The organism is Periweissella fabaria (genome assembly GCF_918814575.1).
GTDB lineage: Bacteria > Bacillota > Bacilli > Lactobacillales > Lactobacillaceae > Periweissella > Periweissella fabaria.
In genome coordinates this window covers 38,373-55,440 of sequence record NZ_CAKKNS010000008.1, presented here as the reverse complement: position 1 = coordinate 55,440, position 17,068 = coordinate 38,373, and the positions used below count along the sequence as shown (strand labels likewise).

At 37.2% G+C, this 17,068-nt stretch carries 16 protein-coding genes, 2 tRNA genes and 1 pseudogene; 18 read left to right on the top strand and 1 reads right to left on the bottom strand.

Going from position 1 to position 17,068, the window contains the following annotated elements; all coding sequences use genetic code 11:
• Positions 1-67 precede the first annotated feature (67 nt).
• The 7 genes from LQZ75_RS08300 (at position 68) to LQZ75_RS08270 (ending at position 4,186) form a co-directional block, all read left to right on the top strand.
• Entirely contained in the window at positions 68-1,069 is a 1,002-nt protein-coding gene (locus tag LQZ75_RS08300; RefSeq protein WP_230097360.1) for a Gfo/Idh/MocA family protein, read from the top strand.
• A gap of 27 nt (positions 1,070-1,096) precedes the next feature.
• A complete protein-coding gene (locus tag LQZ75_RS08295; RefSeq protein ID WP_230097359.1) occupies positions 1,097-2,440 on the top strand; it encodes a DEAD/DEAH box helicase in 1,344 nt (447 codons plus the stop codon).
• Between the two features lie 89 nt (positions 2,441-2,529).
• Positions 2,530-2,602, top strand: a tRNA-Arg gene (locus tag LQZ75_RS08290).
• 22 nt (positions 2,603-2,624) lie between these two features.
• Positions 2,625-3,053, top strand: a complete 429-nt coding sequence (locus LQZ75_RS08285) for a GtrA family protein (protein WP_230097358.1) — start codon at positions 2,625-2,627, stop codon at positions 3,051-3,053.
• A 55-nt stretch (positions 3,054-3,108) separates the two neighbouring features.
• Positions 3,109-3,181, top strand: a tRNA-Gln gene (locus tag LQZ75_RS08280).
• A gap of 353 nt (positions 3,182-3,534) precedes the next feature.
• Positions 3,535-3,708, top strand: a complete 174-nt coding sequence (locus LQZ75_RS08275) for a hypothetical protein (RefSeq protein WP_230097357.1) — start codon at positions 3,535-3,537, stop codon at positions 3,706-3,708.
• A gap of 202 nt (positions 3,709-3,910) precedes the next feature.
• Positions 3,911-4,186: an HU family DNA-binding protein gene (locus tag LQZ75_RS08270; protein ID WP_168722320.1), complete on the top strand. Its 276-nt coding sequence runs from the start codon at positions 3,911-3,913 to the stop codon at positions 4,184-4,186.
• 122 nt (positions 4,187-4,308) lie between these two features.
• Here LQZ75_RS08270 and LQZ75_RS08265 read toward each other — a convergent pair whose 3' ends face one another.
• Positions 4,309-4,671, bottom strand: a complete 363-nt coding sequence (locus LQZ75_RS08265; protein WP_230097356.1) for a TIGR02328 family protein — start codon at positions 4,669-4,671, stop codon at positions 4,309-4,311.
• 149 nt (positions 4,672-4,820) lie between these two features.
• Here LQZ75_RS08265 and gatC point away from each other — a divergent pair, with 149 nt between their 5' ends.
• The 11 genes and pseudogenes from gatC (at position 4,821) to LQZ75_RS08210 (ending at position 17,055) form a co-directional block, all read left to right on the top strand.
• Positions 4,821-5,135, top strand: coding sequence for an Asp-tRNA(Asn)/Glu-tRNA(Gln) amidotransferase subunit GatC (gene gatC, locus LQZ75_RS08260; protein ID WP_230097355.1), 315 nt, complete (start codon positions 4,821-4,823; stop codon positions 5,133-5,135).
• Complete coding sequence (gene gatA, locus LQZ75_RS08255) at positions 5,132-6,598, top strand: Asp-tRNA(Asn)/Glu-tRNA(Gln) amidotransferase subunit GatA (RefSeq protein WP_230097408.1); 1,467 nt, start codon at positions 5,132-5,134, stop codon at positions 6,596-6,598. The genes gatC and gatA (LQZ75_RS08255) overlap by 4 nt, the downstream gene beginning before the upstream one ends.
• Positions 6,598-8,025: an Asp-tRNA(Asn)/Glu-tRNA(Gln) amidotransferase subunit GatB gene (gene gatB / locus LQZ75_RS08250; RefSeq protein WP_230097354.1), complete on the top strand. Its 1,428-nt coding sequence runs from the start codon at positions 6,598-6,600 to the stop codon at positions 8,023-8,025. The genes gatA (LQZ75_RS08255) and gatB overlap by 1 nt, the downstream gene beginning before the upstream one ends.
• A 132-nt stretch (positions 8,026-8,157) precedes the next feature.
• Positions 8,158-9,150: a diacylglycerol kinase gene (locus LQZ75_RS08245; protein WP_230097353.1), complete on the top strand. Its 993-nt coding sequence runs from the start codon at positions 8,158-8,160 to the stop codon at positions 9,148-9,150.
• Between the two features lie 38 nt (positions 9,151-9,188).
• Complete coding sequence (gene rlmD / locus LQZ75_RS08240; RefSeq protein WP_230097352.1) at positions 9,189-10,559, top strand: 23S rRNA (uracil(1939)-C(5))-methyltransferase RlmD; 1,371 nt, start codon at positions 9,189-9,191, stop codon at positions 10,557-10,559.
• 284 nt (positions 10,560-10,843) lie between these two features.
• Entirely contained in the window at positions 10,844-11,095 is a 252-nt protein-coding gene (locus LQZ75_RS08235) for an Asp-tRNA(Asn)/Glu-tRNA(Gln) amidotransferase subunit GatC (RefSeq protein WP_230097351.1), read from the top strand.
• Positions 11,096-11,097: 2 nt separating this feature from the next.
• Positions 11,098-12,548 (top strand): annotated as a pseudogene (gatA, locus tag LQZ75_RS08230) (Asp-tRNA(Asn)/Glu-tRNA(Gln) amidotransferase subunit GatA).
• Between the two features lie 83 nt (positions 12,549-12,631).
• Positions 12,632-12,979, top strand: a complete 348-nt coding sequence (locus LQZ75_RS08225) for a cupin domain-containing protein (protein ID WP_230097350.1) — start codon at positions 12,632-12,634, stop codon at positions 12,977-12,979.
• 185 nt (positions 12,980-13,164) lie between these two features.
• Positions 13,165-14,703: an ABC transporter permease/substrate-binding protein gene (locus tag LQZ75_RS08220; protein ID WP_230097349.1), complete on the top strand. Its 1,539-nt coding sequence runs from the start codon at positions 13,165-13,167 to the stop codon at positions 14,701-14,703.
• Entirely contained in the window at positions 14,700-15,662 is a 963-nt protein-coding gene (locus LQZ75_RS08215; protein WP_230097348.1) for an ABC transporter ATP-binding protein, read from the top strand. The genes LQZ75_RS08220 and LQZ75_RS08215 overlap by 4 nt, the downstream gene beginning before the upstream one ends.
• 226 nt (positions 15,663-15,888) lie before the next feature.
• Positions 15,889-17,055 carry a cysteine desulfurase family protein gene (locus tag LQZ75_RS08210; protein WP_230097347.1) on the top strand — a complete coding sequence of 389 codons (1,167 nt, stop codon included), beginning with the start codon at positions 15,889-15,891 and terminating at the stop codon, positions 17,053-17,055.
• Positions 17,056-17,068: the final 13 nt, after the last annotated feature.

Here is a 17,068-nt window from a genome sequence, read left to right as displayed (position 1 = left end):
AGTGTGTCAGGGATTGATATTTGTTACAATATAATTAGTAAAATTTATTATTGATGAGGTGACGAAAATGGTTTTAAAAATTGGAACAATTGGAACAAGCTGGATTACTGAACAATTTATTGAAGCAATTTTGGCAAGTAGTGCGTATGATTTAGGGGCAATTTATACGCGTGACGCTAGTAAAGCAGCGGTAATCAATGAGAAATTTGGAACTAAAGCAGCTGCATTTACTGATTTAGATGCTTTTTTTGCCAGTGATATTGATGTTGTTTATATTGCATCACCAAATGCCTTGCATTATCGTCAAGTGTTACAAGCAATTGAAAATGATAAACATGTGATTGTTGAAAAGCCAGCGGTAATTACACCAACTCAATTTGAGATGGTTTATTCTAAATTACGTGAGCATCCCAATGTCCGTTTCTTTGAAGCCGCTCGCCACATTCACCAACCTAACTTCAAAAAAATTGCAGAACAAATCAAGCAAATGGATCGTATTCAAGGGGCAACTTTTGTTTACAACAAGTACTCATCACGTTTTGATGCGTTCTTAGCTGGTAAAAATCCGAATGTCTTTAATCCAGACTTTGCTGGTGGTGCCATTGAAGATTTAGGAATTTACCCCGTTTATGCGGCCGTGGCATTATTTGGTTTACCACAAGACTGCCAATACTTTGCAACAAAATTATCAAACGGTGCTGATGGTCGCGGAACGGCCATTTTACGATATGCTGATTTTGATGTTACGTTGATTTTTGGGAAAAATTCAAATTCATACTTAGCTTCTGAAATTTATGGTCTTGAAGATTCAATTGTGATTGATAATATTGCGGAATTAAATAGTGTCCTTTACCACCGTAATCCGACTGAAGCTGAACAAATTGCTGATTTACCACATGAAAATCCAATGTTAGCCGAAGTTATGGTCTTTGCGGAAATTATTAATAATTTTGATGCACACAGTGAAGAGTATCAAAAGCTATTAATGCTTAGTCAACGTGTAAACAACGTTGTTTACCAATTACGTCAAACTGCTGCTTTATCTTTCCCAGCAGATCAGGAAAAATAAAGCTCGAAATTAGAAACGAGATAGAATATGCTACAAATTTTGCAAGACCACTTTAATGCTAAAGGGTTTACTCAACAAACTCCAATTCAACACGCTGTCTGGGAACCCTTAGTTCAAGGTGAGTCAATTATTGGCTTATCACCAACTGGTTCCGGAAAAACAATTGCGTTTACCTTGCCGTTATTAGCTAACCTTGTACCTAAAGATGGTACCCAACTTTTAATCTTATCACCATCACAAGAGCTCGCAATGCAAACGACTCAAGTTGTTCGAGAATGGGCGGCATTACTTGAATTAACAGTTACATCAATTACTGGTGGAGCTAATGTAAAACGACAAATGGAAAAATTAAAAACTAATCCTGAAATTGTCGTTGGTACACCTGGCCGTGTATTGAATTTATTGGCAGATCGCAAGTTAAAACTGCATAACTTACAAACAATGATCATTGATGAAGCGGATGAATTATTAACTGATGAAACATTACGTGATATTCAAGATATTGAACGTTATACCAGTTCAGATGTTCAGTTTGGCTTTTTCTCAGCAACTGATAAACCAGTCTTTGATAAACTTGCGGACTTGTTTGGGACGGAAGTTAAAACAATTGATGTTCGTGATATTGATAATACTCAAGGGGTTGTCCGTCACGGATTAATGATGGTTAATAATTCCCAAAAAATTGCGATGTTAAAGCGTTTTAGCCACATTAAAGGGTTTAAGGCGTTGGTGTTCTTTAACCAATTACCAAACTTAAAATATGCAGCTAGTAACTTAAAACATGAACATGTTAACATCGCTGTTTTAGGTGGTACCCAACGTGGAACAGACCGGGCCGATGCATTACGGTTATTCCGACAAGGAAAAGTGCAATACTTATTGACAACAGATGTCATGGCGCGGGGATTAGATATTGCTGATTTACCAGCTGTAATTAACTATGATTTACCAAATAGTGCCTTAACGTATACCCACCGGGTTGGTCGAACAGGTCGAATGGGTAAAGAAGGCACCGTTGTTAACTTTGGTAATGACCATGATTTACGTAAGTTAAAGCAACTAGTTGGTAAAGCCTTTGATTTACAAGCAATGTATTTTGCGAATAATAAATTAGTTGATCAAAAGCCAATGATGACAGGTAGTCAACAATCAGGTGCTCAAACGAGTACCCGAATTACGGTTGATAACAAGCCAAGCAGTGTTAAAACTACTGGTAGTTCTACTAATAAAGTTAGCCGTACTAAGGAGCTTTCACCTGTGGTTGCTGAACCGGCTAAATTATCTAAAAAAGAGCAAATTGCTGCTAAAAAGAAAGCTCGTTCACGTAAAGGATCGCAAAAGAATAAGGGAATGCGTCGCAAGAAAGACTAGCCCAAGTAAAAAATTCTTACATTTGTAAGAATTTTTTTTTGGCATAAATTTAGTATGAAAATATGCTATAATAACCCAGTTAGTCTTTTGACCCTATAGTTTAACTGGATAAAACGACTGCCTCCTAAGCGGTTGCTCCCAGTTCGAGTCTGGGTGGGGTCATTATTTGTAAAAAGGTGGAGTTATGGTGCAAACAATTAAAGCGGTTATTAATAAGTATTCAGCACAACTTTTGTACTTGATTTTTGGGGTATTAACGACAGTTGTTAATATTGCAGTTTTTGGAATTGGGATGAAATTGGGATTGAGTACAACGATTAGTAACATTCTAGCTTGGTTTTTATCAGTGTTAGTTGCCTATTTGACGAATCGAATTTGGGTATTTGGTTCAAAAGCAACGGAATTTGGCGAAAAGTTACGGGAAGTTATTGCATTCTTTTATTATCGAGGGCTTACGTTAATCCTTGATTTAGTGATTATTTATGTAGGGGTTAACCTTTTACATGGACAGCCATTACTTTGGAAAATTATTGATAATGTTGTTGTGATTATTTTAAACTACGTCTTGAGTAAGATGTTTATTTTTAAAAGTAATAAAATGGAACGTAACTAGTTATTACTTATTGATTTATAATTAAAATAGGCTTAGAATTATTAGTGTTATTTATTGCGCATTCGCCAAGGTGGTAAGGCAGTGGACTCTGAATCCATAATGCACTGGTTCGAATCCAGTATGCGCAATTGAGCAGGTTAACTTATTTAAGGCCGAAATGATTAGTGCATCGATTAGATTACTCATAATAACTAGTACACGTAAAAAAGAAAAGTGGTTGGAAAATTTTTTCTAATCGCTTTTCTTTTTTTATATAAATTGAATTTCGTTATTTATAATCGCTTAAATTTGTATGGAAGTATAATTGTTGTATAATATATATAGGGATAAAAACTACTATGAATTAGGAAATAACTATTTAATTTAGCGTCACGCATTAAATAGTCGACATGATGAATTAATACTATATAAATAAAAGCAACGTAAAAAATTGGGATTACTACCTTTACGTTAGATGATTTTTTAAGGGGGAAGTTCAATCGTGAAATCAGGAATTAAAGTTTTTAGTGGTAAGTATTTAGAAGAATTGGTTAACGAATTAGATCAATGGTTGGAACAAAATAACGCATCATTGTTCGGACAAGGTGCCATTAAGCAACGACGTTTAGCTGATGAAACTTACGAAATAACGTTAAAATATGTTCTTAATCATTAAAATTAATGAAACTATGGTCAAATTATTATGAAATTTATTTGACTATCGACTTTGTTTCGTCTATTCTTTTGATTAGCGATTGTTTACATGTTACGAAAATACAATTCTTTTGTGGTAAAAGTAGCATTATAGCAACGTTTGTGCTAACATTTTATGTGCTGAAGGTTCAGTACAAAATTTTAAATAAATGAGGAGTCTCCACATGGCTAACAAACAAGATTTAATTGACCAAGTCGCATCTACAACTGGTTTGACTAAGAAAGATTCTGCTGCTGCAGTAGAAGCTGTATTTAGCTCAATTCAAGATTTATTGGCAAAGGGTGAAAAAGTTCAATTAATTGGCTTTGGTAACTTCGAAGTTCGCGAACGTGCTGCCCGTAAGGGTCGTAACCCACAAACTGGAGCAGAAATTGAAATTGCTGCTTCTGTTGTACCAGCATTCAAGCCTGGTAAAGCCTTGAAGGATGCTGTTAAGTAAACTTAACAACACATTTAATTAAGTATGATTGTTATTGACTGATTAGTTAACAAGCATACGAATAAAAAAACGAGAGAAAAGTTATTTTTCTCTCGTTTTTTTATTTATAACAATGTGCCAGCTTATAAAAAGATATCTTTTTGTGCCAAGTTAGCTAAACATTCTGCCAGGTAATCTGCATCATGTTCTGGATAAATAGGCGTTGTCATTGGACAACTTTGCAAGTCTGTATAAGGCGTTGCCGTTTGACCGCGATAATTAGCATCAGCCCAGCGTAAGTCGGGTTTATAGCCGCGCTTTTGCATTTCAGTCATAATAAGTTGGTGATACTGAAAAAGCTTATACGGCGAATGGGTAAAGACGTAATTAACAGTTTGGTGTGGTCGGCCCCAACCCCGGCCACGCAGAGCACAACATTCACGATGTTGGCCTAAAAGTTGTTGTCGGGGGAGTACGGAAATTAAATTTTCATGCCATAAACGCATTGATGAACCTCCAAGAGATAATTTTAGTAGGGTAAACCTTTTCTTTTAATTATATGCCAAAAATATAATTCGTTTAATAATTTTATGATTAAGCCCGTTAAACTATGATAAAATTAACCAATGTAAAATATTTAGGATAGGTGAGAATCATGGCAGAAACAGAATTGACACGTGAAGAAGTCCGTCACGTGGCGGGCTTAGCAATGCTTGAATTTAATGATCAAGAACTTGATTACTTTAAAGAACAACTTGATGACATTATGAATTTAATTGACATCTTAAATGAAGTTGATACAACTAATGTACCTGCTACTTTTACTGTTACTGAAGATCATAATGTTCTTCGGGCAGATGAAGGCATCAATGCACAGCAAAAAGCTGAATTATTGGCGCGCGCACCTGAAAGTGAAAATGGCTTAATTAAGGTTCCAGCAATTATTAATGAAAGTGCAGGTGCTAAATAATGAATTATTTTGAAACCGACTTAACAAAGTTACACAACCAATTGGTTAATAAAGAAATTACATCAGTTGAATTGACAGAGCAAACAATTGCGAACATCAAAGCGACTGAACCAAAAGTCGATGCATTCATTACGATTGCTGAAGAAGAAGCTTTGGCTCAAGCAAAGGCCGTTGATGAACAAGGTATTGATCCTAATAGTTTATTTAGTGGTATTCCTGTGGCAATCAAGGATAATATTTTGACAAAAGATATCTTGACGACTGCGGGATCAAAAATGTTGCACAATTTTAAACCAATTTTTGATGCAACGGTAGTTGAAAAGTTGAATAACGCCGGAGCCATTATGGTTGGTAAGGCAAATATGGATGAATTTGCCATGGGTTCAACAAGTAAAAATTCATACTTTAAAATGACTAAAAATGCTTGGGACCAAACGAAGGTGCCAGGTGGTTCATCAGGTGGTTCTGCAGCCGCAGTTGCAGCCGGTGAAGTTTTGGCTTCACTTGGAACTGATACCGGTGGTTCAGTACGGCAACCTGCTGGTTTTAACGGAATCGTTGGTTTTAAACCAACTTATGGCCGCGTATCACGTTGGGGAGTAATTGCGTTTGCATCTTCACTTGATCAAGTTGGTCACTTAACACGTACAGTGCGTGATAATGCGGCAATGCTTAATGTTTTAGCTGGTGCTGATCACCGTGACCAAACCACTTCAACACGTGAAGTTCCTGATTTCACAGCTAATTTGAATGGTGATATCAAAGGGATGAAGATTGCTTTACCAAAGGAATACCTTGGTGAAGGTGTTTCAGCGGGTGTTCGTGAAACAATCTTAGCCGCTGCTAAACAATTTGAAGCGCTTGGTGCAACCGTTGAAGAAGTTAGTTTACCGCACTCAAAATATGGGGTTGCAGCATACTACATTATTGGTTCTGCCGAAGCGTCTTCAAACTTACAACGTTTCGATGGTATCCGTTATGGATTCCGTGCCGAAGATGTTAAAAATTTAAATGACTTATACATTAAGACTCGTTCACAAGGATTTGGGGATGAAGTAAAGCGTCGGATCATGTTGGGAACATTTTCACTTTCAGCTGGTGCTTATGATGCTTTCTTTAAAAAGGCTGCACAAATTCGGACATTATTAATTCAAGATTTTGATAATGTCTTTAAAGATTACGATTTAATTATTGGACCAAGTGCACCGTCTGTTGCATTTGGAATGGACTTCACACCTGAAGATCCAGCTGAATTATACATGTATGATGTACTTACAATTCCATCAAACTTTGCTGGCTTACCAGCAATTTCAATTAATGCTGGTTTCTCAGAAGGTTTACCAGTTGGATTACACATTATTGGTAAAGCATTTGATGAAGATACCGTGTATCGTGCGGCGTATGCCTTTGAACAAGAAACCCAATTATTTAAGCAAGTACCTAACTTGGGAGGAAACGACTAATGAATTTTGAAACAATAATTGGACTTGAAGTCCACGTCGAAATGAAGACAAATTCAAAGGCATTCTCTCCTTCGCCAGTTGCGTATGGAGCCGAAGTAAATGCTAATACTAACGTGATTGACTGGGGTTACCCAGGTGTCTTGCCACAAGCAAACAAAGGGGCGATTGAATTTGGAATGCGGGCAGCATTAGCCTTGAATGCTGAAATCACACCTGAAACACACTGGGATCGTAAAAATTACTTCTACCCAGATAATCCTAAAGCGTACCAAATTACGGAACATGATAATCCGATTGGCCGCAATGGTTACTTGGAAATCGAAGTTAATGGGGAAACTAAGCGTATCGGGATTCGTGAACTACATGTTGAAGAAGATGCGGGTAAAAATACCCACAACCCAAATGGTTACTCATATGTTGACTTGAACCGTCAAGGAACACCATTGATTGAAATTGTTTCAGAAGCTGATATTACTAGTCCAGATGAAGCGTATGCTTATCTTGAAGCATTACGCCAAACAATCCAATTTACTGGGATTTCTGATGTTAAAATGGAAGAAGGTTCAATGCGGGTTGATGCTAACTTATCAGTCCGTCCAATTGGCCAAAAAGAATTTGGTGTTAAGACTGAATTGAAAAACTTGAATTCATTTAACTATGTTCGTAAGGGGCTTGAATTTGAAGCTAAACGTCAAGTACAAGTTTTACTTGGTGGTGGTGAAATCAAACAAGAAACTCGTCGTTATGATGAAGCAACAGGTACGACTATTTTGATGCGGGTTAAGGAAGGTGCTGAAGATTACCGTTACTTCCCAGAACCAGATTTAGCACCACTTACAATTGATGATGAATGGATTGCAAAGGTTCGTGCTGAATTGCCAGAAGGTGCTAAAGCACGTCGTCAACGTTACGTTAGCCAACTTGGTATTGAAGCTTATGATGCGGAAGTTATTACACAAACGCTTGAAATGTCAGACTTCTTTGATGCGACCGTTACTGCCGGAGCGGAAGCTAAACGGGCTGCTAACTACCTTATGGGTGACGTTAACGCCTACATGAATGATAAAAAGGTTGAACTTCAAGATACTGATTTAACACCAGCTAACTTGGCGGGGATGATTAACTTAATTGAAGATGGTACTATTTCAACTAAGCAAGCCAAGAAAGTCTTTAAGGCGATTATGGAAGGTGAAGAACCAGTTGCTTACGTTGAAAAGAATGGGTTGAAACAACTTTCAGATCCAGCCATCTTGCAACCGATTATTGATGGTGTGCTAGATGCTAACGAACAATCAATCGAAGACTTTAAGAACGGTAAGGATCGGGCCGTTGGCTTCTTAGTTGGAGCGATTATGAAACAAACTAAGGGTCAAGCTAATCCAAATGTTGTTAATGAACTTTTGATGGCTAGTTTGAATGCACGTTAATCATTAATATATCTTTATTGACCAATCTAAGGTAAAATAGTTCTTTGTGGTTAAATAAAATTGAATCGATGGTCCCATTAGTGGGGACATCGGTTTGTACATAAATAAAATTTTTAAAAGGGGGGTTTGCGCATGAAACGTGCTCGAATCATTTACAATCCGACGGCAGGACGTGAACTAGTTAAACGTCAATTAGTCGATATTTTACAAGTTTACGAAGAAGCCGGTTATGAGACGAGTGCGTTTGCAACAACGCCTGAACCAAATTCAGCCGAAAATGAAGCTAAGCGAGCTGCTTTAGCCGGCTTTGATTTAATTGTTGCTGCCGGTGGAGATGGAACCATTAATGAAGTTGTTAATGGAATTGCCCCACTTGAAAAGCGCCCTAAGTTAGCAATTATCCCCGCTGGGACGACCAATGACTATGCGCGGGCTTTACGGATTCCGCGGGAAGATCCACTTGAAGCCGCAGAAGTGATTTTAAAAGGTAAAACGTTTAAAATTGACGTGGGGCAAGCTGGTGATGCTTATTTTGCCAATATTGCAGCTGGCGGAATGTTAACTGAATTAACATATTCAGTTCCTTCAAAATTTAAGACATTGTATGGATACTTTGCATATTTGGCAAAAGGAGCTGAATTGTTACCCCGGTTACGGCCGGTTAATGTAAGTATAGAATATGATGGTGGTAAGTATGAAGGTGCTGCCTCAATGATGTTTTTAGCGTTAACTAACTCCGTTGGTGGTTTTGAACAATTAGTACCGGATGCCAAGCTCGATGATGGTAAATTCACGTTATTAATCGTTAAAGCAGTCGGAATTGCTGATTTATTACAAATTGGGGCGGAAATCCTTAATGGTGGTAAGCACGTCGATGATCCACGAGTGATTTATAAGAAGACGAGTAAGGTGGTTGCTAAGCCGCTTTCAGATGATCGTTTAATGATTAACCTAGACGGTGAATATGGTGGCGATGCACCAATGCAATTTACTAATTTGCAACAACATATTGAAGTTGTTGCAAACATTGATGACATGCCAGATAGTGCCTTAACATCGCGTGAAGATAAAAAGTTACGCGAATATGAAGAAAAATTTATTGAAGAGTCAAAACACATAAATTAATATTTTTATTAATTTACATGTAGAAAAAAGGATATTTTATGAGTAAGAAAAACGCACCTGTTTCAAAAAATCAACAATTTGATGTTGAAATCTTTGACCTTACATACTTAGGTATGGGGGTTGCTAAAATTGATGATTTCCCAATTTTTGTCGCCAATGCTGTACCTGGTGAAACTGTAAAAATCGGAATCACTAAAGTTGCCAGTTCATACGCTTTTGCGCGGGTTATTAAAGTTTTAGTAGAATCAGATAATCGTAACAATGATGTTGATGCTGATTTGGTTACAACTGGTATTGCACCATTAGCTAATTTGAAATACCCAGCTCAATTGAAATTTAAGCAACAACAAATTGAAGCCTTATTGAAGAAACAACACTTGGATATTCCAGTTGCCGAAACAATTGGGATGGAAAATCCATTTGGGTACCGTAATAAAGCGCAAGTTCCAGTTCGTGAAATTAAAGGCCAATTAGAAACTGGTTTCTACCGTCGTAATTCACACAACTTGGTTCCAATTGAAAATTACTTTATTCAAGATCCAGAAATTGATAAAGCAGTTAATACTGTTCGTGATATTTTACGTAAGTACCACGTAGCCGCTTATGATGAAGTTAACCACCGTGGGGTTGTCCGGACAGTGATGGTTCGTCGGGGTTACTACAGTCACGAAATGATGATTGTAATTGTTACAAAGTCACGTAAATTGCCAATGCAAGAAGTAATTGTCGATGAAATTCGAGCTGCTTTACCTGAAGTTAAGTCAATTATTCAAAATATTAACCAAGAAAAGACTAACGTTATTTTAGGTGAAAAGAATGTTGTTCTTTGGGGTAACAAAGTTATCTTTGATACATTACTTGGCTTGAAGTTTGCCATTGGACCAAACTCATTCTACCAAGTTAACCCACAAACAACCGAAAACTTATATACTTTGGCAGCACAAAAAGCTGAATTATCTGGTGATGAAGTTGTTATCGATGCCTACTCAGGAATTGGAACAATTTCACTTACAATTGCACCTAAAGTTAAGCAAGTTTATGGTGTTGAAATTGTACCTGGTGCGATTGATGATGCTAAACGGAATGCTGACATGAACAACATTAAAAATGTTAAGTTCACGCTTGGTAAGGCTGAAGAACAAATGGTTAAGTGGGCGGAAGCTGACTTGAAACCGGATGTTATCTTTGTTGATCCACCACGTAAAGGTTTGACTGGTGAATTAATCACGGCAGCCGTGGAAATGGCACCAAAGAAAATTGTTTACATTAGTTGTAACCCAGCTACATTAACACGTGACTTGGAAGAATTTAAACAATTAGGTTATGAAGTTAAAGGTTCAATTCAACCAGTTGACCAATTCCCACAAACAACCCACGTTGAAAGTATTGCCGTTTTAGAAAAAAAGTAATATCAATTGGATAATTACAACATAACTAGATTTTAGTAGTAATTTGCTGGTCAAAGGCATTTTAGAAATCTGATATATTCAAAATATACACAAAAAGATCCGGAAAAAATTATTTTTTCGGATCTTTTTTTGGTTCTATTTTTCTTTTCGGATTTTTTTAATAGCTTGGGTACTATCTCCGGGGATATGCGTGGGGATGTAATTTAAGTAAACTAAATATTGGTAACTTAACGTATTCTCTGATAGATTTATTAATAATATTAACAAATTAGGGAGATAATGTTATGGTAGCAAAACTTTCATCACAAGATATTAATGAATTAGGTAAGTTAATGTTACTTCGTTTTAATGAAGACGAAGTCGCTACATATCAAAAAAATGTTCAAGTTTTTCTTGATTTAACTGCAAATTTTGCTGAATGTGATTGTACAGATGTTGAACCGACATATGTCGTTACGGAAGAAAATGATGGCTTACAAAATGATACAGGATTAACGATGATTCCCTCAGCGTACTTTAAATTGGAGGAACTATAACGATGAATTATTTTGAGACAGATTTAGTTACATTACACCAGCAATTAGTCGCTAAAAAAATTAGTGCTGTGGAATTAACCGAACAAACCTTGGCCCGAATTAACGCTACCGACGATAAATTAAAAGCCTATATTTTAGTGACAAAAGAACATGCATTAGAACAAGCGGCTGCAATTGATGCGCAAGGTATTAATCCGAATAGTTTGTTTAGTGGAATTCCTGTTGCAATTAAAGATAATATTCTAACGAAAGATATTATTACAACTGGAGCATCAAAAATGCTGCAAAATTATCAGCCAAGTTACGATGCCACAGTTGTTAAAAAATAACCCACGCTGGTGCTATTACGATTGGTAAAACTAATCTTGATGAATTAGCAATGGGATCAACTAGTGAAACTTCTGGGTATCAAGTGACCCGTAATGCCTGGAATCAAGATAAATTACCAGGTGGATCATCAGGTGGTTCCGGAGCAACAGTTGCAGGGGGGCAAGTTTTAGCAGCTTTAGGTTCTGATACTGGAGGATCTGTACGGCAACCAGCTAGTTATAATGGCATCGTGGGAATGAAGCCATCTTATGGCCGTGTTTCACGAGCTGGAGTTATTGCATTTGCATCTTCATTAGATCAAGTTGGACCATTAACCCGAAATGTGCATGATAATGCTGCACTTTTAAATGTGTTGTCTGGCTTTGATGAATTAGATGATGCAAGTTCACACGAAATTCTACCAGATTTTACTGCTAAGTTGACTGATAGTATTAAAGGCATGAAAATCGGGTTACCAGTTGAGTTTATGGGACCAGGCGTTTCTGATGGCGTTAAAACGCAAATTTTAGCTGCTGTACGCCAATTTGAAGCGTTAGGGGCTCATGTAGAAGAAATCAATTTACCCCACGTTAAATATGCGCGTAGTGCGTGGTATGTGATGTCTTATGCAGAAGCTGCTATTAACTTCGCTAATTTTGATCATAATACGAGTGGTTATCGGACTGAAAATTTAGATATTTTACAAGATTTTTATACAACTATCCGTTCAGAGGGCCTTGGTGAGAATGTCAAAAGTTGTTTGATGTTTGGGACCTTAGCCCTTGTACCGGAACAGTATCAAAATTTATATCGTAAAGCAGCGCAAATTCGGACGTTAATTAATCAAGATTTTGACCAAATATTCGCAAAATATGACTTAATTATCGGACCAACAACGCCGATAGTCGCTTATGGTGATAACTATCAAGAACCAACCCAGGCTGAAGCCGATATGTTTGATATTCTGGTGACACCGGCCAACTTTGCAGGGCTACCAGCGCTTTCAATCAATGCTGGTTTTTCAGAAGGGCTACCAGTTGGGTTACAGATTATTGGACCACGTTTTAGTGAACAAAAAGTTTATCAATTAGCGTATGCATTTGAACAAGTCAGTGACTTATTAAGTAAATATCCTAAGTTATAATAACGATTTGCCGATTCAGAAATAGGGATTAGCGGTCAAGTGGTATAGTTAAACATATTCTTAATAGAAAGTGGGATATTAAAATGTTTTTTTATGATAACGAACAGACATTGCAACGTGTTGATGATAATAGTTTACGTAAAGTCTTGGCTTATGGCGATGGCCTAATGAATACGTTAGTGGTTTTTGAACATGGGCTAGCAGTTGGGTCACCAATTCCATATCATCAACATAAGCACGTTCAGACAACTTTTGTTTTGCAAGGTAGTTTCGAATTTACCATTCAGTATCCTGATCATATTGAACGTCACCAAGTCCAAGTAGGTGATTCAATTTATTTTCCAAGTAATTATCCACATGGATGCATTCCTTTAGTTGATGATAGTAGGTTACTTGATTCATTTACACCGATTCGAAAAGACTTTCTATAGTATTTAAATTAGGAGAGTTAACTAGCAAGCAATTTATAAAAGATACCTTAATCAAATTGAATACATTATTAAGACTTTTGTAATGTGTTTTTAGCTGTTTTTTTGATAAGATAGATACTTATAAGATTTACTATTAAATTGTAAGCGTTTTTTTAACGAAAAGTAGAACCGGGAGGAAAAACTAAATGTCGCATTTTATCCAGACATTGATTTCAGAACGTTTTAATTTGTTCAATGCGATTTTGCAACATATTGAGATATCATTAATTGCGTTAGTAATTGTCATTATCATCGCAGTTCCAGTCGCTATTAGTGTTTTAAACCATAAAAAAGTTGCGTATGTGATTACACAATTTGCCGGAGTTTTACAAACGATTCCGTCATTAGCCCTGCTAGGTTTGTTAATTCCGTTCGTCGGAATTGGACAGGTGCCAGCCGTAATTGCGTTGGTGGTTTATGCAATTTTACCAATTTTTCAAAATACGTATATTGGATTAACGTCCATCGATGAATCACTTGATGAGGCTGCCGATGCATTTGGGATGACAAAGTTTGAGAAATTAACGAAGGTGCAATTGCCCATTGCGTTACCAACTATTATTGCGGGTATTCGCCAGGCCTTGGTAATGATTATTGGAACTGCAACACTAGCCGCTTTAATTGGGGCCGGTGGTTTAGGGAATTTGATTCTTTTAGGCATTGATCGTAACGATAATACGTTAACGATTATCGGTGCTTTGGCAGCAGCAATATTAGCGATTATCTTTAGCGCTTTAATTTACGTTCTGCAAAAAGGTAAATTACGCTATTCAATTGCCGCGTTGTTGTTAATCGTGGCAATTCCAGTTGGTAATAGTGTGTATCATGCCGTGCAGCCACAGCAAACTACCATAACAATTGCTGGTAAGCTGGGTTCAGAACCAGATATTTTAATTAACATGTATAAAGAGCTAATTGAAGCTAAAGATTCAAATACGAAAGTTATTTTAAAGCCTAATTTTGGACAAACGAGTTTCTTATTTAACGCCTTAAAAGCAAAACAAATTGATATTTATCCAGAATTTACTGGAACGGTATTAGAAAGTTTAGTTAAAACACCTAATGGGCAACGTGATACAGGGGTATCACCAGAACAGCTATATGGATATGCCAAAAAAGACTTAAAAGATCAATTTGGTTTTGATTACTTACCACCGATGGAATATAACAATACGTATTCAATTATTGTTACGAAAGCCTTTGCCGATAAGTATCATCTAAAAAACATTTCTGATTTACGCAATATTGAGGCTAAATTACATGCTGGTTTTGATTTAGAATTTCTCAATCGGGCTGATGGCTATAAAGGGTTGCAAGCGAAATATGGACTATCAGTGACTTCACAATCTGTTGATGCGGCCCTTAGGTATGAAGCATTACGAAGTGGAAAAGTTAATGTGATTGATGGCTTCTCAACGGATTCACAAATTCGCCAATATAATTTTGTTGAATTAAAAGATAATCATCATTTATTCCCAGTTTATCAAGGTGCACCGTTAGTTTCAGCTACACTGGCAAAAGAGCATCCAGAAATTATTGATACCTTGAATGTTTTGGCTGGTAAGATTACTGAAGATGAAATGCGAGAAATGAATTATCAAGTTAACGTTAAAGGTAAAGCACCAGCGGTTGTTGCTCGTGATTTCTTAGTTACGCACCATTTGTTAGGAGCTAAAGAAAAATGACAGACACATTAATTAAATTAGATAACGTTACCAAGATATATCAGGATAAGACCGTAGTAGCTAATTTATCACTTGATGTTCAAGCTGGTGAATTTTTAGTTTTAGTTGGTTCATCAGGAAGTGGTAAGACAACTACGCTTAAAATGGTTAATCAATTAATTACGCAAACTAAGGGTAATGTTATTTTTAAAGGTAAGAATGTTACCGAATATAATTTACGTGAATTACGCTTGCAAATTGGCTACGTTTTACAACAAATTGCGCTTTTTCCTAATATGACGGTTGCGCAAAACATTAGTTTAATTCCCGAAATGAAAAAACAACCTAAAGCGGCAACAAATAAAATGGTCGATGATTTGTTACGGGAAGTTGACATGGATCCGGCAAATTATCGTGATCGCATGCCCAATGAGCTTTCAGGTGGGGAACAACAACGGATAGGTATCTTACGAGCTTTTGCAGCCAATCAAGATGTGGTCTTAATGGATGAACCATTTAGTGCCCTTGATCCAATTTTACGGGGTCAATTACAAGCATTGGTTAAAAAAATCCATCAACAATTTGGAACAACCATTATCTTTGTGACGCATGATATGGATGAAGCTTTACGGTTAGGAGATCGCATTGCCGTTATGCGCCATGGCGAAATCCTACAAGTTGATACGCCAGAAGAAATTGTTCAAAATCCAACTAATACATTTGTTAGTGAAATGTTTGCTAACTCAATGGCTAAAGATGTCTTTGGCGTATATTTAAGTCGCCTTATTTTATTGGGGTACGTCAGTGTGCAACCAGATGCAACGGTAGTAAGTGATTTAGATACTACGGCGACGGTTGGTGAGGCCATGAAGCTTCTGGAAAACCGTGACTCGATTACGATTGAAACAAAAAGCCAAGGAACTAAGGTGTTGACAAAAAGCCAACTCTTTAAGTTTGTTAGTGATTTTCAAGATATGTAAATGATAATATGTTTTGCATGTAAAACTAGCCAATCCACATTAATCTGGGTTGGCTAGTTTTATTATTTTAACGCTTAAATCTTGGTGGAAATAATGACAAAGCACTAAATATTTCTCATAATCTTAGTTTTATTGAGCAAGGCTCTTCACAAACGTCGTAAAATTCCTTATTATTAATGAGTGTTTCTATCAGCCAGCGATTTTATTTAGAAAGAAGTGGATATTCATGATTTATTTTGATAATTCAGCAACAACGCAAGCTGATGCTTCAGTTTTAGAAACCTACACGAAAGTTTCGCAAAGTATTTGGGGCAATCCAAGTTCATTGCATAATTTTGGTGAAAAGGCCGATAAGTTATTAAGTCAATCACGCCAACAAATAGCTGCTATTTTAGGTGTGAAAAAACAAGAAATCTTCTTTACCTCCGGTGGTACAGAAGGTGATAACTGGGTAATCAAAGGAACGGCCATTGCAAAACGTGCCTTTGGTAAGCATTTAATTACCACCCAAATTGAGCACCCAGCTGTAATCAATACAATGCAACAACTCGAACAATTAGGCTACGAAGTAACGTATTTACCAGTTGATCGTACCGGACGGGTGAGTGCCAGTGATGTGGCAGCTGCAATTCGGCCGGATACCATCTTAGTATCAGTCATGGCTGTGAATAACGAAGTTGGATCAATCCAACCAATTGATGAAATTGGGGCAGTATTAGCTGACTATCCAACAATTCATTTTCACGTCGATGCTGTCCAAGCCGTTGGTAAAGGCTTACGTGATTTAGTATTTAATCCCCGCGTTGATTTTGCGACCTTTTCAGGGCACAAGTTCCATGCGCCTCGGGGGACTGGCTTTATTTACATGAAAGCTGGTAAAAAATTAGCACCGTTAATGTCAGGTGGTGGTCAAGAAAGTAATTTACGTTCAGGTACGGAAAATGTACCGGCAATTGCTGCGATGGCCAAAGCATTGCGGATGGTTACGACTGATGAAACGGTAAAAAATCAGCAAGAACAAACGGTTCGTAAAACGATCATCGACCACATCAAAGGGCAACCTAATATCACGATTTTTTCGGGAACTGATGACCATTTTGCCCCCCATATTTTAACGTTTGCGATTGAAGGTGTGCGAGGGGAAACAATTGTACATGCATTTGAAGATCATGGCATTTACATCTCAACGACGTCTGCTTGCTCTTCAAAAAAGGAACAAGTTTCAGGCACGTTAATGGCGATGCATACCCCCGAACATTTAGCCACATCAGCAGTACGGGTTTCACTCGATGCGACCAATACACTTGCTGAAGCAGCGGCGTTTAACCAAGCATTTGACACTATTTATGCCGGCTTTGGTAAAATTATGACCAAGCGTAACGCATCAAACTAGAAAGAGGTATACT

Coding starts and splice junctions, on each gene's coding strand:
- LQZ75_RS08300 (WP_230097360.1), top strand. CDS start 68: ATGGTTTTAAAAATTGGAACAATTGGAACAAGCTGGATTACTGAACAA.
- LQZ75_RS08295 (WP_230097359.1), top strand. CDS start 1,097: ATGCTACAAATTTTGCAAGACCACTTTAATGCTAAAGGGTTTACTCAA.
- LQZ75_RS08285 (WP_230097358.1), top strand. CDS start 2,625: ATGGTGCAAACAATTAAAGCGGTTATTAATAAGTATTCAGCACAACTT.
- LQZ75_RS08270 (WP_168722320.1), top strand. CDS start 3,911: ATGGCTAACAAACAAGATTTAATTGACCAAGTCGCATCTACAACTGGT.
- LQZ75_RS08265 (WP_230097356.1), bottom strand. CDS start 4,671: ATGCGTTTATGGCATGAAAATTTAATTTCCGTACTCCCCCGACAACAA.
- gatC (WP_230097355.1), top strand. CDS start 4,821: ATGGCAGAAACAGAATTGACACGTGAAGAAGTCCGTCACGTGGCGGGC.
- gatB (WP_230097354.1), top strand. CDS start 6,598: ATGAATTTTGAAACAATAATTGGACTTGAAGTCCACGTCGAAATGAAG.
- LQZ75_RS08245 (WP_230097353.1), top strand. CDS start 8,158: ATGAAACGTGCTCGAATCATTTACAATCCGACGGCAGGACGTGAACTA.
- rlmD (WP_230097352.1), top strand. CDS start 9,189: ATGAGTAAGAAAAACGCACCTGTTTCAAAAAATCAACAATTTGATGTT.
- LQZ75_RS08235 (WP_230097351.1), top strand. CDS start 10,844: ATGGTAGCAAAACTTTCATCACAAGATATTAATGAATTAGGTAAGTTA.
- LQZ75_RS08225 (WP_230097350.1), top strand. CDS start 12,632: ATGTTTTTTTATGATAACGAACAGACATTGCAACGTGTTGATGATAAT.
- LQZ75_RS08220 (WP_230097349.1), top strand. CDS start 13,165: ATGTCGCATTTTATCCAGACATTGATTTCAGAACGTTTTAATTTGTTC.
- LQZ75_RS08215 (WP_230097348.1), top strand. CDS start 14,700: ATGACAGACACATTAATTAAATTAGATAACGTTACCAAGATATATCAG.
- LQZ75_RS08210 (WP_230097347.1), top strand. CDS start 15,889: ATGATTTATTTTGATAATTCAGCAACAACGCAAGCTGATGCTTCAGTT.